Origin of the sequence: Paraburkholderia sp. RL17-381-BIF-C (assembly GCF_046026435.1) — a bacterium.
GTDB lineage: Bacteria > Pseudomonadota > Gammaproteobacteria > Burkholderiales > Burkholderiaceae > Paraburkholderia.
The window spans coordinates 1-22335 of sequence record NZ_JARESX010000040.1; the positions used below are offsets into that span (position 1 = coordinate 1).

The window sequence follows — 22335 nt, forward strand, 5'->3', positions numbered from 1 at the left end:
TGAGCATGGGTGCAACGGGCAGCGAGCGCACGATCACGAACGTGGCGGCTGGCCGCCTGAGCGCGACGAGCACGGATGCGGTGAACGGCAGTGAACTGTTTGCAACCAACCAGCAGGTGACGCAGAACACCACGGACATCACCAACCTGACGAACAACATGAACAACGGTTCGGTCGGCCTGGTGCAGCAGGACGCGACGTCGCGCACCATCACGGTCGCGAAGGGCACCGACGGCGCGCTGGTCGACTTTGCCGGGACAGCAGGCGCGCGTCAGCTGACGGGTGTGGCCGCCGGCGCAGTGACCGCGACGAGCGTGGATGCGGTGAACGGCGCGCAGCTCTACGGCGTGTCGCAGAGCGTGGCGGATGCGATCGGCGGTCCGTGTAGTCCTTCGCCGAGGTACCGGCCGGCAGGTTGCCGACCGACGCGCCGATCGCTTCGTTCAACTGGCCGACGTTGACTGCGTCGGTGGTTGCCGTGCCGGCCGCGACGTTGGTGATCTGGCGTTCGTTGCCCGCCGAACCCACCGACACCGTGTTTTCGCGATCCGCCACCGAGTTCGCACCCAGCGCCACCGAATTCGCCGCGCTCGCCTTCGCGTTCGCGCCCATTGCCGTGGCGTGCGTGCCGCTGGCGACGGCCGATTCCGTGTCACGGTTGCCGTCTGCCGCGAACATCGGGTTGCCGGCCGAACTGATGATATTCGTGACGTTGGAGATGGCCGCGTTCATCTGGCTGACGTTGACCGCATCGTCAGCGGCCGTGCCTGCCGCCACGTTGCGGATCGTCGTGCCGCCCGCCACGCCGTTACCCATTGTGACGCTGCTGTAGTTCGCCGACCCGTCAGCGTTGTGGTCGTACGTCACGGCAGCGTTGGTCGTGCCATCCGTATTGATCACGCCCGACGCCTTCAACTGCGCGACGTTCACCGCGTCCGTATCCGCCGTACCGGCCGCCACGTTGGTGATCTGGCGTTCGTTGCCCGCCGAACCCACCGACACCGTGTTGGCACGGTTAGCGACGGAGTTCGAACCCAACGCGACCGAGTTCGCTGCCTGCGACTGCGCGTTACCGCCGATCGCCACCGACTCCGCACCGCTTGACTGCGAATCGGCCAGGGCCGAGTTCACGTGGACGTACATGACGCCACCGCCGGTGGTGATGCTGTTCAGCGTGTTGTTGATCGTGCTGATATTGGTGGTGTTCTGCGTCACACGGTTGTCGAGGTTGGTGATCGCGTCGCCCGCGTTGTGGACGGTCGCGCCGTTCACAACGTAAGTCGGGGCCGAGATCGAGCCATCCGTGTTCACCGTCGAGCCACCAGCAGATCAACGCGGTGCAGAACGGCTTGAACCAGGTCGCGAAAAATGCGTACGCAGGTATCGCGGCCGCTACGGCACTGACGATGATCCCGGACGTCGATCAAGGCAAGACGATCGCGGTCGGTGTCGGCGGCGGCTCGTATAAGGGTTCGCAGGCCGTGGCGCTCGGCGTCTCGGCACGCATCACCCAGAACCTGAAGATGAAGGCCGGCGCAGGTACGAGCTCGCAAGGCACGACGGTGGGCGTGGGTGCTTCCTACCAGTGGTAAGTGCCATGACGGATGGGGCGTGAGCCTCGTCCGTCAGCCAGATCTGCTTTGACTTGACTGCTTGCGCGCCCTTGTCCGAGGAACACATGGCAGGGGTGCCGCCTCAATTGACTGAATCCCTGAAAATGAACTTGACGCTTTCCAAGTCTTCGCGCGCGCTATTGCTCGGCGCGTGTGTGATGTTTCTCGCTGCGTGCAGCACGCAGTCGGGCCCAACCTATACGCTTCACGCGGTGAGCGTGCCGAATCAGCAGGCGCCGATCTATCGGGTCAATTGCGAGGGACTCTTCGAAAGCTCGAAGAGTTGCGTGCGTGTGGCGGGGGAGACCTGCAAGAATCAACCGGTGACATGGCTCGAAGCCGTTGATCGCGTAAACGATGGCGCGCTGAAGAAGGATGCGCGCGAATTGACCTTCATGTGCGGCAGACCGGTTGTTGCAGAGCAGCTCCCGCAGCAGCCGGTGCTGCAACAGCCCGCTGCGCAGCCGCAAGCAAAACAGGTGGCGCCGCGGGTTCGCCTGCTGCTGCAAGGCAACGCGAACTTCGCGACGGATAGCGCGGTGCTTGGCTCAATTGCAAAGAGGAATCTCGACCACTTCATGAGCGTGAACCGGGGCGTGAACCTGCATCGCGTGACGGTGGTGGGCTACACCGACGCGACAGGCTCGGAAGCCCATAACCTGAACCTGTCCGAGGCTCGCGCCGACGCCGTCGCCCAATACCTGCGTGATGGCGGCCTCCATGCCGAGCAGTTCGTCGCACGAGGTCTGGGCAGTGCTGATCCGGTCGCGTCGAATGCGACGCCCGAAGGCCGCATGCAGAATCGCCGCGTCGACGTCCGCGTATTCGCCGAGTAACGCGCAGCCCGCATCGCTCGACCACGAAGGCCTGCCGTCGCGCAGGCCTTTTTCATCTGCAACGCCTCAAGCCTCGTCGTCGACCCGCAGCCGGCCGATCACGCCTTTCGCCTGTCCCACGCGCTCCACTAACTCGGGACCACGCTTGAGCGCGACGCCGACCGCCAGAATGTCGCCGATCGCCAGATGCGACATGCGCGATGTCATCGGCGAAAACACATCGTTTTCCTCGGCCACGTTCGAGAACAGACAGATCGACGCGACCCGCGCGAGCGGTGAGCTGCCATGCGTGATCGCGATCACTTTCGCGCCACGAGCGAGCGCTGAACGCGCGGCTTCGATGATGTCGCGGGTGCGGCCGGTATTCGATACCGCCACCACCACATCGCCGGGGCCGAGCAGTGCCGCCGACATCGAATAGGTATGCGGATCGGAGTAGGCGACGCTTGGCATGCCGAGGCGGAAAAACTTGTGCTGGATATCCTGCGCGGCGATGCCCGAGCCGCCCGCGCCGTAGAACTCGATGCGCGCCGCGTTCGCTAACAGCACGACGGCCGCTTCGACGCTATCCGGCGACAGGCTGTTGCGCACTTCGATCAGCGTGCCGATGGTCCGGTCGAATACCTTCGCGATGAGGCCGGGAGCGCCTTCGTCCGGCCGCACGTCCCGATAGACGGTGGGCACACCCGACGCAATCCCTTGCGCAAGCCGGATCTTGAATTCGCGAAACCCCGAAAAGCCGAGCGCATGACAAAACCGCGCGATCGTCGGCTGGCTCACGCCTGCGCGGGCGGCCACTTCCGTCATGGAAAGATCGAGCACTTCGCGCGGCGCTTCGATCACGTAGTCGGCCAGTTTGCGCTCGGACGGCCGCAACTGGTCGCGCATCTCTTCCACCTGGGACAGCATCATTGGAAAACTCGCACTATGCTGAAGAATGCGTGGACTATATCTGATTGCTGAATAGGTACAAAAACTACATTTGAGGCGGTAGGTGTAATCCCTAGGTTTCGGCCGTTGCATGCGAGAGCAAGGCTGGCCGGGCGTTTCCGGCTGTCTCCGTATGCCGCAGCGCAGCAGCGTTCGTCGTTGCGATCGTGTAGTTTTTCTACTAAGATGGCGTCAGTCAGTTGATCCGACACCCCGCGATACCTACCTGGCACAGTGCGCGCCCGCCCCACGCCAGCGACGAAGGAGCTCCGATGGTTTCCCCGCATTCGCAATTGTTGAAGGTCACGCAACGCGTGGTCGAGCGCAGCAAGCCCACCCGCGAGGCGTATCTGGCCCGCATCGACCAGGCGCAAGGCCGGTTCCCGGCGCGCGGCGCGCTCTCCTGCGCCAATCTGGCCCACGGTTTCGCCGGGCTCGAAGGCAACGACAAGCTCGTCATCAAACAGATTCGCGAGCCGAACATCGGCATCGTGTCCTCGTACAACGAAATGTTGTCGGCCCACGCGCCGTACAAAAACTACCCGGACATCATCAAGCAGGCCGCGCGTGAAAACGGCGGCGTCGCGCAATTCGCGGGCGGCGTGCCGGCCATGTGCGACGGCATTACGCAAGGCAATGCGGGCATGGAACTGTCGCTGTTCTCGCGAGAAGTGATCGCGATGAGCACGGCGGTCGCGCTAACGCACAACATGTTCGACGCGGCACTGTGCCTCGGCATTTGCGACAAGATCGTGCCGGGCCTGCTGATCGGCGCGCTGCAGTTCGGCCATCTGCCGACCATCTTCGTGCCGGCCGGCCCGATGGGCAGCGGCCTGTCCAACGACGACAAAGCCAAGACACGCCAGCTCTTCGCCACCGGCCAATGCGGCCGCGACGCGCTGCTCGAAGCGGAAGCCGCCGCGTATCACAGCCACGGTACCTGCACGTTCTACGGCACGGCCAACAGCAATCAGATGCTGATGGAAGTGATGGGTTTGCATCTGCCGAGTTCGGCTTTCGTGCATCCGCATACGCCACTGCGCGACGCGCTGACCGCGCAGGCCGCGCGCCGCGTGCTCGATCTGACGGTGGAGCGCGGCAACTACACGCCGATCGGCCACGTGATCGACGAAAAAGCGATCGTCAACGGCATCGTTGCCTTGCTGGCGACCGGCGGCTCGACCAATCACACGCTGCACCTGGTGGCGATTGCTCGCGCGGCGGGCATCGTGATCGATTGGGACGACTTCGACGCGCTGTCGCAAGCCGTGCCGCTGCTCGCGAAAATTTATCCGAACGGCAAGGCTGACGTGAACCACTTCCACGCGGCCGGCGGCGTCGCTTTCCTGGTGCGCAATCTGCTGGAAGGCGGCTTGCTGCACGAGGACGTCAATACGGTCGCGGGCAAGGGACTCAAGCATTACACGGAAGAGCCGAAGCTGATCGACGGCAAGCTGCAATGGGTGCCGGGCGCGCAAGCGAGCGAAGACACGGCCGTGCTGCGCGGCATCAAGGAACCATTCCAACCGGATGGCGGCTTGCGTCTGATGCAGGGCAAGCTCGGCCGCGGCGTGATCAAGATTTCGGCCGTCGCGGCGGCGCATCGCAAGGTGAAGGCGCCGGCGATCGTGTTCGATTCGCAGGAAGCCGTGCAGGAAGCGTTCGACAAAGGCGAATTGAAGCGCGACTTCATCGCCGTGGTGCGCTTCCAGGGCGCGCGCGCAAACGGCATGCCCGAGCTGCATCGTTTGACGCCGCTACTCGGTGTGTTGCAGGATCAGGGTTTCCACGTCGCACTGGTCACGGACGGCCGGATGTCCGGCGCGTCGGGCAAGGTGCCGGCGGTGATTCATCTGTCGCCTGAAGCCTTGCTGCAAGGGCCGATCGGCAAGGTGCGCACGGGCGACATGCTGGTGATCGACGCCGAAGCCGGCGTGCTCGACATCGAGGTCGACGCGGCCGAATGGGCCGCGCGGCCGAACGCCGTGCCGCTGCATCAGGCGGCAAACGAAGTGGGTTTCGGCCGGGAGTTGTTCGGCGTGTTCCGCGCGGCGGCGGCGCCGGCGGAGCAGGGTGCGTCGGTATTCGGCGCGATGGTGGGCGAGCATTCGGCGCATCACGGCGAAGCGGCCAAAGCTCACACCGGAAAACATACAAGCACCACTCAAGCCAGCTAAGTGCTGCAGAACAAGGAGTCTGACTATGACGTCGAAAACAGTAAGCGATATCGTGCGCCTCGGCCCGGTGATTCCGGTGCTCGCGTTCGACTCGGTCGAACAGGGTGAGCAGGTGTCGCGCGCGCTGCATGCAGGCGGCGTGAAGGTGCTGGAAATTACCTTGCGCACCGCCGCCGGTCTGGAAGCGATCGAACGCGCAAGCCAGTTGGCTGAAGACATCGTGGTCGGTGTCGGCACGATTACGAAGCCCGAGCACTGCGCTCAGGCTAAAAAGGCGGGTGCGCAGTTCGGCGTTTCGCCGGGGCTGACGAAAGACATGCACAAGGCCGCACAGGACGCAGGCTTGCCGCTGCTGCCGGGCGTGATGACGCCGACCGACATCATCACGGCGCTCGAACTCGGCTACGAGATCGTGAAGTTTTTCCCGGCCCAGCAGGCCGGCGGCGTGCCGATGCTGCAAGCTTTCCACGGCCCGTTCCCGAATCTGAAATTCTGCCCGACCGGCGGTATCACGGCCGAATCGGCTTCGACTTTCCTGTCGCTGCCGAACGTGGTGTGCGTCGGCGGTTCGTGGCTCACGCCGAAAGCCGCGCTTGCATCGCACAACTGGGAAGAGATCACGCGTCTCGCGCGCGCCGCGAGCCAGTTGGCCGCGCCCGCCCATTAAGTTGAAGCGGCGCGCACGTTAAGCGGTCTTCAAGGTCCTACGCAAAAGGAGCCTCGTCGATACAGCCATCTGAGCTGTCGCGGCGAGGCTCTTTTTTCAATATGCATACGCGAGCGGCGCGCGTGGGTCGGCAACACACAGTAAAATTCAGCGTCCGCGCGGTCAGCCCGGTTTCGAGGCGCCGCACAGGTCGCCGTGAGACAGGGTGCTGACTGTTGTCCGCATTCACAAGAAAACGCCGGGCCGCCCCAAGTTTTTTGTGGCCCCCTCGGGGGCTGGCGCGAAGCGCCAGGTTGGGGGCACTCAAATCAATAACGCAAAAGGAGGAGCTTCATGGAAGCTGTCCACGGCAGCACGCTGCTAGTCTTCGCGGTGATCGCCATCGCATTGCTGATCCTGCTGATCACGCGCTACAAGGTTTACCCTTTCCTCGTTCTGATCATCGTGTCGCTGCTGCTCGGGCTCGCGTCCGGCATGCCGATCGGCACCATCGTCAAGTCGTTCGAAACGGGTAACGGCAATACGCTCGGGCACATCGCCATCGTGGTCGGTCTGGGTACGATGCTCGGCAAGATGATGGCCGAATCGGGCGGCGCCGAGCGCATTGCCACTACGTTGATCGACTTCTTCGGGGAGAAGAACATCCATTGGGCGATGATGATCGTGGCGATCATCGTCGGCTTGCCGGTGTTCTTCGAAGTCGGTTTCGTGCTGCTGATTCCGATCGCTTTCAACGTCGCGAAGCGCACCAACAAATCGTTGCTGCTAGTCGGCTTGCCAATGGTCGCGGGTCTGTCCGTCGTGCACGGCCTGCTTCCGCCGCACCCGGCCGCGATGCTCGCGGTGCAGGCGTATCACGCGGATATCGGCCGGACCATTGCGTATGGCCTGATCGTCGGCGTGCCGACCGCGATCGTCGCGGGTCCGCTGTTTGCGTTGCTGATCAGCCGCTATATCAAGCTGCCGAAAGACAACGCGCTCGCTTCGCAGTTTCTCGGCGCTGGCGACGCGAATGGCGCGAACAACGGTGCGCAACAGGCGGCGCCCAAGCGTGAACTGCCGAGCTTCGGCATCACGCTGTTCACGATCCTGCTGCCGGTTATCCTGATGCTGGTGGGCAGCTGGGCCGACCTCGTGTTCACGCCGAAAACCTTGCCGAACGATCTGCTGCGCTTCGCCGGCAATTCGGATGTGGCGCTGCTGATCGCCGTGCTGGTCAGCTTCTGGACCTTCGGCGCAAGCCGCGGCTTCAATCGCGAGCAGATCCAGAAATTCTGCGGCGAGTGTCTCGCGCCGATCGCGGGCATTACGCTGATCGTCGGCGCGGGCGGCGGGTTCGGCCGCGTGCTGATGGATAGCGGCATTTCGAAGGAAATCGTCAATGCGGCGACGTCGGCGCATCTGTCGCCGCTGCTGTTCGGCTGGCTCGTCGCGGCGCTGATTCGTCTGGCAACGGGTTCGGCGACGGTCGCGATGACCACCGCTTGCGGCATCGTCGCACCGATCGCGGCAGCGGGCGCGGTGCAGGTGAAGCCGGAACTGCTGGTGCTGGCCACGGGTTCGGGTTCGCTGATCTTTTCGCACGTGAACGACGGCGGTTTCTGGCTGATCAAGGAGTACTTCGGGATGACGGTGGGGCAGACCTTCAAGACATGGTCGCTCCTCGAAACCATCATCTCGCTGATGGGGTTGGGTTTGACCTTCGCACTCGCGGCGGTCTTGTAAGGAGTTTTTGATGATTCTGATCGCAATGGGCGTGTCCGGCGCCGGCAAGACGAGAATTGGCGAAATGCTGGCAGAGCGCCTGCACTGCGCGTTCACCGACGGCGACGCGTTTCACAGCGCCGCCAACAAAGAGAAAATGCACCACGGCATTCCGCTGACGGACGAAGACCGCTGGCCGTGGCTGAAAACGATTCGCGCCGCGATCGAGGAGAAGCAGACGGCGGGCGAGACGGCGGTGTTCACGTGTTCGTCGCTGAAACGCTCGTATCGCGACGTTCTGCGCGATGGCGACAGGGACGTGTGCTTCGTCTACCTCAAGGGTTCGCGTGAGGTGCTGGAGCAGCGGCTGACCACGCGCACCGGCCATTTCTTCGATCCGTCGCTGCTGCAAAGCCAGCTCGATACGCTCGAAGAGCCGGGCGCCGATGAGGCGATCACGGTGAGCATCGAACTGTCGCCGGAAGAGATCGTCGAAAGCGTGTTGATCCAGGTCGAAGCGCGTAAGTGAATTTGCCCGGTCGCTGCAGATGAAAAAAAACCGCTCCTCGGAGCGGTTTTTTTATGCCTCGTGCAACGAGGTCAGTAGCGGCCAACGCAGATCAGGCGATGCGCTTGGCCAGTTCCGAAGCTTTACCGATATACGAAGCCGGCGTCATGGCGAGCAAGCGATCTTTCGCGTCCTGCGGAATCGCCAGGCCGCTGACGAACGTTTGCAGCGCTTCACGCGTGATGCCCTTGCCGCGCGTCAGTTCCTTCAGTTGTTCGTACGGATTCTCGATGCCGTAACGGCGCATCACCGTTTGAACCGGCTCAGCCAGCACTTCCCAGCAGTTGTCGAGGTCTTCGTGCAGACGCTGCGCATTCACTTCGAGCTTGTCGAGGCCGCGGATCAGCGAGTCGTACGCAAGCAGCGAGTAACCGAACGCGACGCCGATATTGCGCAGCACCGTCGAATCGGTCAGGTCGCGCTGCCAGCGCGACACCGGCAGCTTGTCGGCGAGATGGCGCAGCGTGGCGTTCGCCAGACCCAGGTTGCCTTCCGAGTTTTCGAAGTCGATCGGATTGACCTTGTGCGGCATCGTGGACGAACCGATTTCACCGGCCTTGGTGCGTTGCTTGAAGTAGCCGACCGAGATGTAGCCCCACACGTCGCGGTCCAGATCCAGCAGGATCGTGTTGGCGCGCGACACGGCGTCGAACAGTTCTGCCATGTAGTCGTGCGGTTCGATCTGGATCGTGTACGGGTTGAACGTGAGCTTCAGGCGCTGCTCGACCACTTCACGCGAGAACGCTTCCCAGTCGAACTCCGGATACGCGGACAGGTGCGCGTTGAAGTTGCCGACCGCGCCGTTCATCTTGCCGAGCAGTTCGACCTTCGCGATGCGGTCGATCGCGCGTTCCAGACGCGCCGCGACGTTGGCGATTTCCTTGCCGAGCGTAGTCGGGCTGGCCGGCTGGCCATGCGTGCGCGACAGCATGGCCTGATCGGCGTGCGCGTGGGCCAGTGCGACGAGACGTTGATGTACCGAGCGCAGCGCCGGCAGGATCACGTGTTCACGGGCGCCCGCCAGCATCAGGCCGTGCGAGGTGTTGTTGATGTCTTCCGAGGTACACGCGAAGTGGATGAACTCGCTCGCGCGTTCCAGTTCTTCCTGACCCTTGACCGATTCCTTCAGCCAGTACTCGACCGCCTTCACGTCGTGGTTCGTCACGCGTTCGATTTCCTTGATGCGCGCGGCGTCGTGCGCGGTGAAGCGCTCGGCCAGTTGCAGCAGGAATTGTTCGGAGGCTGCGGAGAAACGCGGCACTTCGGCGAAGCCGGCGTGCGAAAGCGCGATCAGCCAATGGATTTCGACCGTCACGCGATTGCGCATGAACGCGGCTTCCGAGAGCCAGTCGCGCAGGGCTTCGGTTTTCGAGGCGTAGCGGCCGTCGAGCGGGGAGAGCGCGTTCAGCGCGAACAGGGTGTCGGGGCGGGTGTCGGACATGATGGGGGCCGGGTGAGGGCTAAGCGCAAGGGTGAAAACGCGGAACAAACTGCGGGAAAACGCGAATTTTACCACCGGACGCCGACAGCCCCGATTTCCGCAGTCAGGCTGGTCCGCTTCGCGACACCATCTAGAATGCTGACTTCTCTCCTCCGCTGGTGGCAGGCCCCGCATGGAACTGAAATGGCTCGAAGACTTCGTTTCGCTCGCGGAAACGCGTAGTTTCAGTCGTTCGGCCGAACTGCGTCACGTGACGCAGCCGGCCTTCTCGCGGCGGATTCAGGCCCTGGAAGCGTGGCTCGGCACGGAACTGATCGACCGTTCGGTTTACCCGACGCGGCTGACCGCGGCCGGTCAGGTGTTCAACGAGCAGGCGCTCGCGATGCTGTCGCAGTTCCATGAAGCGCGCGCGCTGCTGCGCGGCCATACGGCGACGCCGCAGGCAACCATCGAATTCGCGGTGCCGCATACGCTGTCGTTGACTTACTTTCCGCGCTGGCTGCAGCGTATCGAAGCGCAGATGGGCCCGATCCACACCCGGCTGCGCGCGCTGAATGTGCACGATGCGGCGCTCTCGCTGGTGGAAGGCGGCTGCGATCTGATGATGGGCTATCACCACCCGAGTCACCCGGTCGCGCTCGATCCGGGCCGCTACGACATGCTGACGCTCGGCATCGAGCCGATCAGTCCGTTCTCGGCGCCCGGCCGTGCCGGCCGGCCGCGTCATACGCTGCCGGGCACCGCCGAAGCGCCCACGCCCTATCTGTCCTATACGCCGAACGCCTATCTGGGCCGCATGACCGAAGTGATCCTGGCCAACGCACCGGAGCGTCTGTATCTCGACCGGCTGTATGAAACCGACATGGCCGAAGGACTCAAGGCGATGGCACTGGCCGGCCACGGCATCGCCTTCCTGCCGCACAGCGCGGTGGAAGACGCGGTCGCCGACGGCAAGCTGATCCGCCTCGACCGCGCGACGCGTGGCACGCCCGAGGGCCAGCTCACGCTGACCATGGAGATTCGTCTCTATCGCGACAAGCTCGCGGCGAAGAGCGACGATGCGCGACAGATACTCGTGCGTCAGTTGTGGGACGTGGTGTCGGAGGAACTGGCGCAAGGCGCGGCCTGAAATCCTGCCTCCCTACGACGCGAATTTGCGGCTTCTCGATGGTTATGCAAAAAAAACATAATCGGATAAGGAAACGGCATTGGATTTCAAATCGGCGTTTTTCGACAATGCTGTCATTCGATCAACGCCGGAGCGTTCATGTCATCCCAGCAACAGGCAGCACAAGTCGCACAATCCGCAGCAACGTTGCAGTCGGTTCCTTCCTACCTGAATAAAGACGACCTCGGCCCGTGGGGCAACTACCTGCGTCAGGTCGATCGCGTCGCGCCGTACCTCGGCTCCCTGTCCCGCTGGCTCGAAACCCTGAAGCGCCCGAAGCGCATTCTGGTCGTCGACGTGCCTATCGAACTCGATAACGGCACGGTCGCTCACTTCGAAGGCTATCGCGTGCAGCACAACGTGTCGCGCGGTCCGGGCAAGGGCGGTGTGCGTTACCACCAGGACGTGACGTTGTCGGAAGTGATGGCCTTGTCGGCGTGGATGTCGGTGAAGAATGCTGCGGTCAACGTGCCGTACGGCGGCGCGAAGGGCGGCATCCGTGTCGACCCGCGCACGTTGTCGCGTGGTGAGCTCGAGCGCGTGACGCGCCGCTACACCAGCGAAATCGGCATCATCATCGGACCGAATACCGACATTCCCGCGCCGGACGTGAACACGAACGAGCAGATCATGGCGTGGATGATGGACACGTACTCGATGAACCAGGGCCAAACGGCCACGGGCGTCGTGACGGGCAAGCCGATCACGCTGGGCGGTTCGCTCGGCCGCCGTGAGGCAACGGGCCGCGGCGTGTTCGTGGTGGCCTCCGAAGCCGCACGCCGTATCGGTGTGGAAATCGAAGGCGCGCGCATCGCGGTGCAGGGCTTCGGCAACGTGGGCGGGATCGCGGCGCGTCTGTTCCAGGAAGCGGGTTCGAAGCTGGTCGCGGTGCAGGATCACACCGGTTCGCTGTACAAGTCGACGGGTATCGACGCCGTCGCACTGCTCGAGCACGTGGCTAGGCACGGCGGCGTGGGCGGCTTCCCGGAAGCGGACGCCGTAAGCAATGAAGAATTCTGGACCGTCGAATCGGACATCCTGATTCCGGCCGCGCTGGAAAATCAGATCACCGAAAAGAACGCGGCGAAGATCAAGACGAAGATCGTCGTGGAAGGCGCCAACGGCCCGACCACCACGGCTGCGGACGACATCCTGCACGATCGCGGCATTCTCGTGATTCCGGACGTGGTGGCCAACGCCGGCGGCGTGACCGTGTCTTACTTCGAATGGGTGCAGGACTTCTCGAGCTTCTTCTGGACGGAAGACGAGATCAACCAGCGTCTGGAGCGTGTGATGCGTGAAGCATTCGCCGCCGTGTGGCAGGTTTCGAGCGAGCAAAAGGTGTCCGTGCGGACGGCGGCGTTTATCGTCGCATGTAAGCGGATCCTGGAAGCGCGCGAACTGCGCGGCCTGTATCCCTGATCTTTGCGTTTCGAACGGCGGCTCCGTTATCGCGCGGATCCGCCGGCAAACCTTGCTTCAACGCGGTCCACAAGACGGCGTGTTGGACCCGGCGGGCAGCATCGTATCGATGCCGCCCGCCTTTCTATATGCGGAAAGGTTGACCGACCGGCCCGACGGGCCGCGAAGCAGTAGCGGCGGCCACGCAACAACATGGTTTATAGCCATACTTTCAGAATAATTACTTTGCTAAACTGGCGCCGGTTCTTGCCAAGGAGATCAAAAATGAAGGTTAAAAAAGCTGCGCTGCTGCTCGCGACTCTCGGACTGTTTACGGTTGGCGCGCATGCGCAAGACGCTGGTACGCTGAAAAAGATCAAGGACACGGGCGTCATTTCGCTGGGCCATCGCGAATCGTCCATCCCGTTTTCGTATTACGACGACAAGCAGAACGTTATCGGCTACTCGCAGGAATTCGCCCTGAAAGTGGTGGAGGCGGTGAAGCAGAAGCTGAACATGCCTGGCCTGAAGGTCAAGCTCACGCCGGTCACGTCGCAAAACCGTATTCCGCTGGTGCAGAACGGCACCGTCGACATGGAATGCGGCTCGACCACCAACAATGCTGAACGTCAGCAGCAGGTCGCCTTTTCGAACACGATCTTCGTGATCGGCACGCGCCTCATGACCAAGAAAGACTCCGGTATCAAGGACTGGGCCGACCTGAAGGGCAAGACGGTCGTCACGACTGCCGGGACCACCTCCGAGCGCCTGCTTCGCAAGATGAATCAGGACAAGAGCATGGGCATGAACATCATCAGCGCGAAGGACCACGGCGAGTCGTTCCTGACGCTCTCCACGGGCCGCGCCGCTGCCTTCATGATGGACGACGCACTGCTCGCGGGCGAACGCGCCAAGTCGAACAATCCCGGCGATTTCGTGATCGTCGGCGCGCCGCAATCGCATGAAGCGTACGGCTGCATGATTCGCAAGAACGATCCGGAATTCAAGAAGGTGGTCGACGAGGCAATCGCCAAGGTCGAAACCTCGGGCGAGGCCGACACGATCTACAAGAAGTGGTTCGAATCGCCGATTCCGCCGAAGGGCCTGAACCTGAACTTCCCGGAAAGCGATGACATCAAGGCGCTCTACAAGAGCCCGAATGACAAGGCAATCGATTAAACCTTAGCTGTTTTTTTGAAACGCTGAACGAAACGGAAGGGGCCACGCGCTTCTTCCGTTTCTTTTTGCTGGAGTCTTGGTCATGTCATATCACTGGAACTGGGGCATTTTGCTGAGTCCGGTCTCCACCGGCGAGCCGACCACCTATCTGGGCTGGTTGCTGTCGGGCTTCTGGGTGACGATTACCGTGTCGCTGTCGGCATGGGTGATCGCGCTGATCGTCGGTTCGTTGTTCGGCGTGCTGCGCACCGTGCCGAACAAGTGGGCGTCGGGCATCGGCACGGTCTATGTCGCGATTTTCCGAAACATTCCGCTGATCGTGCAGTTCTTCATCTGGTATCTGGTGATACCGGAGTTGCTGCCTGTTTCCGTGGGCAACTGGTTCAAGCAACTGCCGCCGAGTGCGCAGTTCTTTTCGTCGTCGATCATCTGTCTCGGGCTCTTTACCGCCGCGCGCGTGTGCGAGCAGGTGCGCTCGGGTATCAACGCACTGCCGCGCGGCCAGCGCGCCGCGGGTCTGGCCATGGGTTTCACGCAGTGGCAGACCTATCGTTATGTGCTGCTGCCGGTCGCGTACCGGATCATCGTGCCGCCGCTCACGTCCGAGTTTCTGAATATCTTCAAGAACTCGGCGGTCGCGTCGACGATCGGTCTGCTCGATCTGTCCGCTCAGGCGCGCCAACTGGTCGACTACACGTCGCAGACGTATGAGTCGTTTATCGCGGTCACGCTGGCGTACATGCTGATCAATCTGGTCGTGATGCAACTCATGCGCTGGGTCGAAGCCAAGACCCGGTTGCCCGGCTATATCGGAGGCAAGTAATGCATCATTTCGACTGGAGCGGTATTCCGGGCGCATTGCCTACGCTGTGGACCGGCGCCGTCGTCACCTTCAAGATCACGTTGATCGCGATCGTGTTCGGCATTGTCTGGGGCACGGTCCTCGCCATGTTGCGGCTGTCGTCGTTCAAGGCCTTCGAGTGGTTCGCGAAGGGCTACGTAACGATCTTCCGTTCGATCCCGCTGGTGATGGTGCTGCTGTGGTTCTTCCTGATCGTGCCGCAAGTGCTGCAGAACGTGCTCGGGTTGTCGGCGGATATCGACATTCGCCTCGCGTCGGCCATGGTCGCGTTCTCGCTGTTCGAGGCGGCGTACTATTCGGAGATCATCCGCGCCGGCATTCAGGCCGTGCCGCGCGGGCAGGTCAACGCGGCGTTCGCGCTCGGCATGAACTACGCGCAGGCCATGCGCCTGATCGTGCTGCCGCAGGCATTCCGCGCCATGGTTCCGCTGCTGCTCACGCAGGGTATCGTGCTGTTTCAGGATACGTCGCTCGTCTACGTGATCAGCCTCGCCGACTTCTTCCGCACCGCCACGAATATTGGCGACCGTGACGGTACGAATGTCGAGATGGTACTGTTCGCGGGCGCGTGTTATTTCGCGATCTGCGTGATCGCGTCGAGCCTCGTCAAAGGTCTTCAGAAAAAGGTCGCAAGATGATCTCTATCAAGAATGTTTCGAAGTGGTACGGTCAGTTCCAGGTGCTGACCGACTGCACGACGGAAGTCAAAAAGGGTGAAGTGGTGGTGGTGTGCGGGCCGTCAGGCTCGGGCAAGTCCACGCTGATCAAAACCGTCAACGGCCTCGAGCCGTTCCAGAAGGGCGAGATCATCATCAACGGTCAGTCGCTGACCGACAAGAAAACCAATCTGTCGAAGCTGCGTTCCAAAGTCGGCATGGTGTTCCAGCACTTCGAACTGTTTCCGCATCTGTCGATCGTGCAGAACCTCACGCTTGCTCAGGTGAAGGTGCTGGGCCGTTCGAAAGACGAAGCCACGGCGAAAGGGCTGAAGCTGCTCGATCGCGTGGGCTTGCGCGCGCATGCGGACAAATTCCCGGGGCAGTTGTCGGGCGGTCAGCAACAGCGCGTGGCGATCGCCCGCGCGTTGTCGATGGACCCGATCGCCATGCTGTTCGACGAGCCGACCTCGGCGCTCGATCCGGAAATGATCAACGAAGTGCTCGACGTGATGGTCGAACTCGCGCAGGAAGGCATGACCATGATGTGCGTCACGCACGAAATGGGCTTCGCGAAGAAGGTCGCGCATCGCGTGATCTTCATGGACAAGGGCTTGATCGTGGAAGACGACCGCAAGGAAGACTTCTTCGCCAATCCGAAGTCGGATCGCGCGAAGGACTTTTTGGCCAAGATCCTGCACTAAGTGTGTTTTGAAGCCGCGCCGTTCAGGCGGCGCGGTGCTGCGGCACTGGCAAAAAGAAGCCGCTCTGAAAGAGCGGCTTCTCTGTTTCTGGCGATCCGGCTTGAGCGAATGTAGCGGGCTTTAAATGGTCAGGTGATGTGCGCAAGCGCTCAGGATTCGAACGCTGCCGCGTCGTCCGCTGCTTCGAGGTCCACCTCGGCGTCCCGCTCGGGCATGGGCTCGATCGAAGCCGCGATCGTGCTGGCCGAAGCCGACGCATCCAACGCGGGATTGCGCAGCTTTTCCAGTACCGAAGCCGGCACCGGCACATTGACGCGGCCAATCACCTCGCCGTGCTGGAACATCATCAGATCGCCCGGTTCGAATGCGCTCCAGACTTCGTTGTCGGTCAGCGGCTTGGTGGCGATCACCGCGACGCGGTCTTCGGGCGTGGTGTACTTGGCGAAATCGATCGACACGTCCGCATCGACGAGATGCGCGGTGGAAAACGGCCAGCGCCGCACGATGTAGTGCAGATGCGTGGAGCAATGCGCGAACAGCGCCTGGCCGTTCGACATCAGGAAATTGAACACGCCGAACTGCGTGATTTCGCGCGTGAGGGTTTCGAGCGCGGCAAACAGTTCGTCGAGCGGCGGCTGCTGCGCGCCGGGAAAAGCCTTACGCAAACCTTCGAGCAGCGCGCAGAAAGCGAGCTCGCTGTCGGTCGTGCCGACCGGCTGATACACGCCTGATAACACCGGCGAATAATCCTTGAGGTCGCCGTTGTGCGCAAAGATCCAGTGGCGTCCCCACAATTCACGCATGAACGGGTGGCAGTTTTCCAGCAGGATATGCCCCTGCGTCGCCTTGCGGATATGCGCAATGGTGTTCTTCGATTTGATCGGGTAGCGCTTGACCATCTCGGCGATCGGCGAGGTCGCCGACGATTGATGGTCGATGAACAGGCGGCAGGCTTTGTCTTCAAAGAAGGCGATGCCCCAGCCGTCGGCATGGTGATCGGTGACGCCGCCGCGCGCCGCAAAGCCGGTGAACGAGAACGTGACGTCCGTTGGCGCGGCGCAGTTCATTCCGAGTAGTTGGCACATGTTGCGGGTAAGCCTGTGAACGGGTCGAGCCGTTACAATGATGATTTTCCAAGCATATCACCGAGCCAGAAACGCCAAATAGCAAAATTGACGTGTGTTTATGCCGCAACGTTGCGGTTTGACCGCATAGATTGGCTTTTGTCGTCGAATCTCGTCCCCTGCCGCCATGACTGCTTCCAACGCTTCCCTCGACTCCATCACGCTCGCCCGCCCGGACGACTGGCACCTGCACGTCCGCGACGGCGCGATGCTGGCCGCCGTGCTGCCGGACACCGCGCGCCAGTTCGGCCGTGCGATCATCATGCCGAACCTGAAGCCGCCGGTCACGACCACCGCGATGGCGCAGGCTTATCGCGAGCGGATCGTCGCCGCGATTCCCGAAGGCGCGAAGTTCGAACCGCTAATGACGTTGTACCTGACCGACAACACGCCGCCCGACGAAATCCGCCGTGCGCGTGAAAGCGGCTTCGTGCATGGCGTGAAGCTGTATCCGGCGGGCGCGACGACCAACTCGGACGCGGGCGTCACCGACATCATGAAGTGCGCCAAAACGCTCGAAGTGATGCAGGAAGTGGGCATGCCGCTGCTGGTGCACGGTGAAGTGACTGATGCGTCGATCGACCTGTTCGACCGCGAGAAGGTGTTCATCGACCGGGTCATGACGCCGTTGCGCCGCGCGTTTCCGGCGCTGAAGGTGGTGTTCGAGCACATCACCACGAAAGACACGGTCGACTACATCCGCGAAGCCGGCGTGGCGCCGGCGCTGCTGGGCGCGACGATCACCGCGCACCACCTGCTGTACAACCGCAACGCGATCTTCCAGGGCGGCATTCGTCCGCATTACTACTGCTTGCCGGTGTTGAAGCGCGAGACGCATCGCGTGGCGCTGGTCGAGGCGGCGACGTCGGGCAATCCGCGCTTCTTCCTCGGCACGGACAGCGCGCCGCATCCGAAGGGGTTGAAAGAGCATGCTTGCGGCTGCGCGGGTTGCTATACGGCGCTGCACGCGTTGGAGCTGTACACGGAAGCGTTCGACAAAGCCAACGCGCTCGACAAGCTCGAAGGCTTTGCAAGCTTTTTTGGCGCGGACTTCTACGGTCTGCCGCGCAGCGAGGAGAAGGTCACGCTGCGTCGTGAAGAATGGACGCTGCCGGCCGAGTTGCCGGTTGGCGATACGCCGGTCGTGCCGCTGCGCGGCGGCGAGTCGATCGGCTGGCGTCTCGTTTGAGGTTGCGGTAGATGCAGGCGCATGAGGCGAAGCCGGCGGGCTTCGCCGCAATCGACTGGGCAAGGCCGTGGTTCGCGCCGTTCGCCGCACGCGGCAGGCGCTGGCAGCAGGCCGCGCTGACGGGCTACGAGGCCCTGCTCGCCGAGATGAACGCCGATGCCGGTGAAACGCGGCAAACCACGGGGCGTGGCCAGCGCCTTGCGTTCATCGCACAGGACGATCTGCCGCCAGGCGCGGCGTACGAGGCGCATATCGCGTCCACCGGCTGCGTGCCGACCCGCCACAATCTGCACGACTTCTTCAATGCGTCGATGTGGTTTGCTTTTCCGCGCATCAAGGCGGCGCTGAACGTGCGTCAGTCGGCGGCCATCGATGCGTTGGGCGTCGGCCCGACCCGCGGCGGCGTGCGCGATACGCTGACGCTGTTCGACGAGAACGCGCTGCTGTTCGCATGCGCGGATCCCGCGTTGAGCGCGGCCTTGCGCGGTTTCGACTGGCACACGCTGCTGGTGGCGCGGCGTGATGCGTGGGGCACGAGTTGCGAAGTGCGCTGCTTCGGCCATGCGTTGCTGGAAAAGCTGATCGCGCCGTTCAAGGCCTGCACGGGCCACGCGTGGATCGTCGATGTGCCGGCTGCGTATTTTGAATGGGACGCGACGAAACGGGACGCGTGGCTCGACGAGTCCGTCGCCGAGGCGCTGCTCAGTACCGACGCACTCACGAGCCGCATGTTCGCGCCGCTTCCAGTGCTGGGCATTCCGGGCTGGTGGCCGGAGAACGAATCTCCCTCGTTCTACGACGACACTGCCGTATTTCGCTGCGGGCGGCGCGCGCGTTGAGCGCGTTGGGTTCGGTCGCATCTCATCTTGGCCATTCGGCTATTTCAGCCGTCGGCTCGGCTCGGGGCTCCCGCAGGTGTTAAAATTCGCCGCAGCAAAGCAGGCCAGGCAGTCGCGGCCTCCGAGGTTTCGGCCAACGAGGGCGAGGAAAGTCCGGACTCCACAGGGCAGGGTGATGGCTAACGGCCATCCGTGGCGACACGCGGAACAGGGCAACAGAAAGCAAACCGCCGATGGCCCGGCGCAAGCCGGGATCAGGTAAGGGTGAAACGGTGCGGTAAGAGCGCACCGCGGCTGCTGCAAGGCAGACCGGCACGGTAACCTCCACCCGGAGCAATTCCAAGTAGGCAGGCTAGCATCTTCGAGATGCAGGACGGGGCCCCCGTCACGTCTGCGGGTAGGAAGCTTGAGCGCGTCAGCAATGGCGCGCCTAGAGGAATGGCTGCCACGCGTGTTGCGTCTTCGGACGTGGCGCGTGCACAGAATCCGGCTTATCGGCCTGCTTTGCCACCCAACAAAAAATGCCGGCGTCCTTCTGGACGCCGGCATTTTTCTTTTATCAGGCCGTTTTCGGGCGGCGCGCGTTTGAACCCGCGCCGCAGCCGCAGCTCTGCGCTCAGCTCGCCACGATGTCGAACGAGTGCGTCAGCTCAGCGGTCTTCGCGATCATGATCGACGCCGAGCAGTACTTGTCGTGCGACAGGTTGATTGCGCGTTCCACGGTGGCCGGGTTCAGATTCTTGCCCGTCACGGTGAAGTGGAAATGAATCTTGGTGAACACTTTTGGGTCTTCGCTGGCGCGTTCGGCCTTCAGCGTCACCGAGCAATCGCTGATTTCCTGACGGCTTTTCTTCAGGATCATCACGACGTCGTAGGCGGTGCAGCCGCCCGTGCCGAGCAAAACCATTTCCATCGGACGCGGCGCGAGGTTGCGGCCGCCGCCTTCGGGCGCGCCGTCCATCGCCACCAGGTGGCCGCTGCCCGTCTCGGCTGCGAACGCCATCCCGTCTTGCCCCATCCAGCTCACTTTGCATTCCATGCTGTGCTCCACCGCGCTTCGCTATATCGAGACGGCATTGTAGCCCGGTGTTTGAGCGTCCGCCCGAGGCGACTTTTGTCGCAAGTTATGCGTGATGACGGCTTGCGTGTTGCGCTGCGGCATGTTCAGCCGATTCGGGAATGCCCTGACGAGTTTAGGGGTTTTACTCTAGACGATGTCTACCTGAATATCAGGTCGACCGACCTTTAGCGACTGATTTAAAAGAGAATTCGTTGCTTTGAGGCTGAGAATGATGATTGCCGCATTATGAAATTGAATTTCGCAATGCAAATGTTCTTGCGTCGCACAAGGTGCGCTCATATAATTCGATCTGTCTCCTCCACCTCCTCCTTTGGTGGATTAAACCCGAACCGCTAGTTCGGGTTTTTTTTCGCCCGCGCGTTTCATCCGCAAGGCCGCATGACGTCCGCGTCTTGTCCCTTCCGGGCAAGCCGAATCAGGCACGAAAGGGCGCCGAAACGCGCTCCCCGGCTGCCGGATTGCCGGGAATCTCACGCAAAGTCCCGTACGTTTTGACTTGCCGTAGCAAATTCCTTTATAATTCAGGGCTTTTCCGCATCCGCGCCCGCGGAGGAAGAACCAGGGAGAGCCTGCACGCGCCTCGATGCGCACACTACAAGCAGGAAAAAACACATTGGGCGCAGCAATTTTTTGGATCGATCATGAAGACGTTTTCCGCAAAAGCCCATGAGGTTACGCGTGAATGGTACGTGATTGACGCGACGGATAAGGTTCTCGGGCGTGTCGCCAGCGAAGTGGCACACCGTCTTCGCGGCAAGCACAAGCCTGAATTCACTCCGCACGTCGACACCGGTGATTTCATCATCGTTATCAACGCCGGCAAGCTGAAGGTCACGGGCAACAAGGCTACTGACAAGAAGTACTACCGCCACTCGGGCTACCCGGGCGGTATCTATGAAACGACGTTCGGCAAGATGCAAGAACGCTTCCCGGGCCGTGCGCTCGAGAAAGCGGTCAAGGGCATGCTGCCGAAGGGCCCGCTCGGCTACGCGATGATCAAGAAGCTGAAGGTCTACGCTGAAGCAACGCATCCGCATTCGGCACAACAGCCGAAAGCGCTCGAGATCTAAGGGGAGCCCACATGATCGGTAACTGGAATTACGGCACGGGCCGCCGCAAGAGCGCCGTCGCACGCGTCTTCATCAAGGCAGGCAAGGGCGATATCGTTGTGAACGGCAAGCCTATCGCCGATTACTTCTCGCGCGAAACGTCGCTGATGATCGTGCGTCAGCCGCTGGAACTCACGAACCACGGCGTTACGTTCGACATCAAGGTCAACGTGACGGGTGGCGGTGAAACGGGTCAAGCCGGTGCGGTTCGCCACGGCATCACCCGCGCGCTGATGGACTACGACGCAACGCTGAAGCCGGAACTGTCGAAAGCTGGTTTCGTCACGCGTGACGCTCGTGAAGTCGAACGTAAGAAGGTCGGCTTCCACAAGGCGCGTCGCCGGAAGCAATTCTCGAAGCGTTAATCGTTTCGGGTGCAAACCGGCTTTCGGGCCGGTGCGCTGCAAAAGCCGCCAACGCTTTCGCGAAGGCGGCTTTTTTCATGGGTTCGCGGCTCGCTGCTGGTGCGGCAATTGCGGCAACGAACTCGTCGCCGGAGTGGCGATTTATCCCGCTCTGACGGGCTGGTGGGGGCAAATGCGCCTGTCGTTGATTTCTGTAAGAACCCATTGACTTTGTGGGCTTCGGCACGATATCGAGATCAGCCCTACAATAGCGGTTAGAAGCTTTTTGGAGAGTTCGAATGAACGCAGTCACCGAAACACCCGTGACCGAGATGCCCGCCCCCTTCGTTTTTACCGACGCAGCGGCTGACAAGGTCAAGCAACTGATCGAAGAAGAAGGCAATGCGGACCTCAAACTGCGCGTTTTCGTGCAGGGCGGCGGCTGCTCGGGCTTTCAGTACGGTTTTACTTTTGACGAAGCCGTCAACGAAGACGACACCGTCATGAACAAGAGCGGCGTCCAGCTGCTGATCGATTCGATGAGCTACCAGTATCTGGTGGGCGCTGAGATCGACTACAAGGACGACATCAACGGCGCGCAGTTCGTCATCAAGAACCCGAACGCCACGACCACCTGTGGTTGCGGTTCATCGTTCTCGGTTTGACGGCCAGTTGTTGAGCATCAGATTGTGAAAAACGGGGCTTCGGCCCCGTTTTTTATCGCCTGCGCTAAAATCTGCGCC

22 protein-coding genes, 1 other RNA gene and 2 pseudogenes are annotated in these 22335 nt (G+C 62.0%); 19 read left to right on the forward strand and 6 right to left on the reverse strand.

All coding sequences use genetic code 11. The features are described 5' to 3' along the window. Nucleotides 1-229: hypothetical protein (locus P0D70_RS37135; RefSeq protein WP_507028551.1), on the reverse strand; the 229-nt coding region annotated here is incomplete at its 3' end. Here P0D70_RS37135 and P0D70_RS37140 point away from each other — a divergent pair. Next, nucleotides 159-461, forward strand: coding sequence for a hypothetical protein (locus tag P0D70_RS37140; protein WP_507028550.1), 303 nt, complete (start codon nucleotides 159-161; stop codon nucleotides 459-461). The two genes, P0D70_RS37135 and P0D70_RS37140, sit on opposite strands and share 71 nt — an antisense overlap. Here the strand turns inward: P0D70_RS37140 and P0D70_RS22965 are convergent. Continuing rightward, nucleotides 379-1323 (reverse strand): annotated as a pseudogene (locus tag P0D70_RS22965) (YadA family autotransporter adhesin); the annotation flags it as partial. The gene P0D70_RS37140 and the pseudogene P0D70_RS22965 sit on opposite strands and share 83 nt — an antisense overlap. Nucleotides 1324-1358: 35 nt before the next feature. On the opposite strand from P0D70_RS22965, the pseudogene P0D70_RS22970 reads away from it, so the two are divergent. After that, nucleotides 1359-1592: pseudogene (locus P0D70_RS22970) on the forward strand (YadA C-terminal domain-containing protein); the annotation flags it as partial. 125 nt (nucleotides 1593-1717) lie between these two features. Next, on the forward strand, nucleotides 1718-2449 hold the full coding sequence (locus P0D70_RS22975) for an OmpA family protein (protein WP_408186156.1): 732 nt from the start codon (nucleotides 1718-1720) through the stop codon (nucleotides 2447-2449). Between the two features lie 66 nt (nucleotides 2450-2515). On the opposite strand, the gene P0D70_RS22980 is transcribed toward P0D70_RS22975, so the two are convergent. Then, the gene (locus tag P0D70_RS22980) at nucleotides 2516-3361 is read right to left on the reverse strand and encodes a MurR/RpiR family transcriptional regulator (protein ID WP_408186157.1); all 846 of its coding nucleotides are present in this window, start codon (nucleotides 3359-3361) and stop codon (nucleotides 2516-2518) included. A 290-nt stretch (nucleotides 3362-3651) separates the two neighbouring features. Here P0D70_RS22980 and edd point away from each other — a divergent pair, with 290 nt between their 5' ends. From edd to P0D70_RS23000, 4 genes are all read left to right on the forward strand, one after another. Then, the gene (gene edd / locus P0D70_RS22985; protein WP_408186158.1) at nucleotides 3652-5556 is read left to right on the forward strand and encodes a phosphogluconate dehydratase; all 1905 of its coding nucleotides are present in this window, start codon (nucleotides 3652-3654) and stop codon (nucleotides 5554-5556) included. Nucleotides 5557-5581: 25 nt separating this feature from the next. Next, entirely contained in the window at nucleotides 5582-6223 is a 642-nt protein-coding gene (gene eda / locus P0D70_RS22990; protein WP_091799159.1) for a bifunctional 4-hydroxy-2-oxoglutarate aldolase/2-dehydro-3-deoxy-phosphogluconate aldolase, read from the forward strand. A 333-nt stretch (nucleotides 6224-6556) separates the two neighbouring features. Further along, nucleotides 6557-7948, forward strand: coding sequence for a GntP family permease (locus P0D70_RS22995; RefSeq protein WP_091799161.1), 1392 nt, complete (start codon nucleotides 6557-6559; stop codon nucleotides 7946-7948). Between the two features lie 10 nt (nucleotides 7949-7958). Further along, nucleotides 7959-8456, forward strand: a complete 498-nt coding sequence (locus P0D70_RS23000; protein WP_091799164.1) for a gluconokinase — start codon at nucleotides 7959-7961, stop codon at nucleotides 8454-8456. 91 nt (nucleotides 8457-8547) lie between these two features. Here P0D70_RS23000 and purB read toward each other — a convergent pair whose 3' ends face one another. Beyond that, complete coding sequence (gene purB, locus P0D70_RS23005) at nucleotides 8548-9936, reverse strand: adenylosuccinate lyase (protein ID WP_408186159.1); 1389 nt, start codon at nucleotides 9934-9936, stop codon at nucleotides 8548-8550. 172 nt (nucleotides 9937-10108) lie between these two features. Between purB and P0D70_RS23010 the strand changes: the two genes are divergently transcribed. From P0D70_RS23010 to P0D70_RS23035, 6 genes are all read left to right on the forward strand, one after another. Continuing rightward, on the forward strand, nucleotides 10109-11065 hold the full coding sequence (locus P0D70_RS23010; RefSeq protein WP_091799169.1) for a LysR family transcriptional regulator: 957 nt from the start codon (nucleotides 10109-10111) through the stop codon (nucleotides 11063-11065). 138 nt (nucleotides 11066-11203) lie between these two features. Then, nucleotides 11204-12526: a Glu/Leu/Phe/Val family dehydrogenase gene (locus P0D70_RS23015; protein ID WP_091799172.1), complete on the forward strand. Its 1323-nt coding sequence runs from the start codon at nucleotides 11204-11206 to the stop codon at nucleotides 12524-12526. A gap of 264 nt (nucleotides 12527-12790) precedes the next feature. After that, a complete protein-coding gene (locus tag P0D70_RS23020; RefSeq protein WP_408186160.1) occupies nucleotides 12791-13684 on the forward strand; it encodes a glutamate/aspartate ABC transporter substrate-binding protein in 894 nt (297 codons plus the stop codon). An 82-nt stretch (nucleotides 13685-13766) separates the two neighbouring features. After that, nucleotides 13767-14507 carry an amino acid ABC transporter permease gene (locus tag P0D70_RS23025; protein WP_091799179.1) on the forward strand — a complete coding sequence of 247 codons (741 nt, stop codon included), beginning with the start codon at nucleotides 13767-13769 and terminating at the stop codon, nucleotides 14505-14507. Next, complete coding sequence (gltK, locus tag P0D70_RS23030) at nucleotides 14507-15184, forward strand: glutamate/aspartate ABC transporter permease GltK (RefSeq protein ID WP_091799182.1); 678 nt, start codon at nucleotides 14507-14509, stop codon at nucleotides 15182-15184. The genes P0D70_RS23025 and gltK overlap by 1 nt, the downstream gene beginning before the upstream one ends. Continuing rightward, nucleotides 15181-15906 (forward strand): amino acid ABC transporter ATP-binding protein, encoded by a 726-nt coding sequence (locus P0D70_RS23035; RefSeq protein ID WP_007180417.1) that lies wholly within the window; start codon nucleotides 15181-15183, stop codon nucleotides 15904-15906. Before gltK ends, P0D70_RS23035 begins: the two co-directional genes overlap by 4 nt. A gap of 149 nt (nucleotides 15907-16055) precedes the next feature. Here the strand turns inward: P0D70_RS23035 and P0D70_RS23040 are convergent, their stop codons facing one another. Beyond that, nucleotides 16056-16991 carry a class II glutamine amidotransferase gene (locus P0D70_RS23040; protein WP_408186161.1) on the reverse strand — a complete coding sequence of 312 codons (936 nt, stop codon included), beginning with the start codon at nucleotides 16989-16991 and terminating at the stop codon, nucleotides 16056-16058. Between the two features lie 166 nt (nucleotides 16992-17157). Between P0D70_RS23040 and pyrC the strand changes: the two genes are divergently transcribed. The 3 genes from pyrC (at nucleotide 17158) to rnpB (ending at nucleotide 19568) form a co-directional block, all read left to right on the forward strand. Next, entirely contained in the window at nucleotides 17158-18219 is a 1062-nt protein-coding gene (pyrC, locus tag P0D70_RS23045; RefSeq protein WP_408186162.1) for a dihydroorotase, read from the forward strand. 11 nt (nucleotides 18220-18230) lie between these two features. Continuing rightward, nucleotides 18231-19058 carry a DUF3025 domain-containing protein gene (locus P0D70_RS23050; RefSeq protein ID WP_408186163.1) on the forward strand — a complete coding sequence of 276 codons (828 nt, stop codon included), beginning with the start codon at nucleotides 18231-18233 and terminating at the stop codon, nucleotides 19056-19058. Between the two features lie 96 nt (nucleotides 19059-19154). After that, nucleotides 19155-19568, forward strand: an RNA gene (rnpB, locus tag P0D70_RS23055) — RNase P RNA component class A. 106 nt (nucleotides 19569-19674) lie between these two features. Here the strand turns inward: rnpB and P0D70_RS23060 are convergent. Further along, nucleotides 19675-20097 (reverse strand): OsmC family protein, encoded by a 423-nt coding sequence (locus tag P0D70_RS23060; RefSeq protein WP_091799194.1) that lies wholly within the window; start codon nucleotides 20095-20097, stop codon nucleotides 19675-19677. 683 nt (nucleotides 20098-20780) lie between these two features. On the opposite strand from P0D70_RS23060, the gene rplM reads away from it, so the two are divergent. The 3 genes from rplM (at nucleotide 20781) to erpA (ending at nucleotide 22257) form a co-directional block, all read left to right on the forward strand. Continuing rightward, nucleotides 20781-21209 carry a 50S ribosomal protein L13 gene (gene rplM, locus P0D70_RS23065; protein WP_020069304.1) on the forward strand — a complete coding sequence of 143 codons (429 nt, stop codon included), beginning with the start codon at nucleotides 20781-20783 and terminating at the stop codon, nucleotides 21207-21209. An 11-nt stretch (nucleotides 21210-21220) separates the two neighbouring features. Next, a complete protein-coding gene (gene rpsI / locus P0D70_RS23070; protein ID WP_011489810.1) occupies nucleotides 21221-21613 on the forward strand; it encodes a 30S ribosomal protein S9 in 393 nt (130 codons plus the stop codon). A 278-nt stretch (nucleotides 21614-21891) separates the two neighbouring features. Continuing rightward, on the forward strand, nucleotides 21892-22257 hold the full coding sequence (erpA, locus tag P0D70_RS23075) for an iron-sulfur cluster insertion protein ErpA (protein ID WP_013340463.1): 366 nt from the start codon (nucleotides 21892-21894) through the stop codon (nucleotides 22255-22257). Nucleotides 22258-22335: the final 78 nt, after the last annotated feature.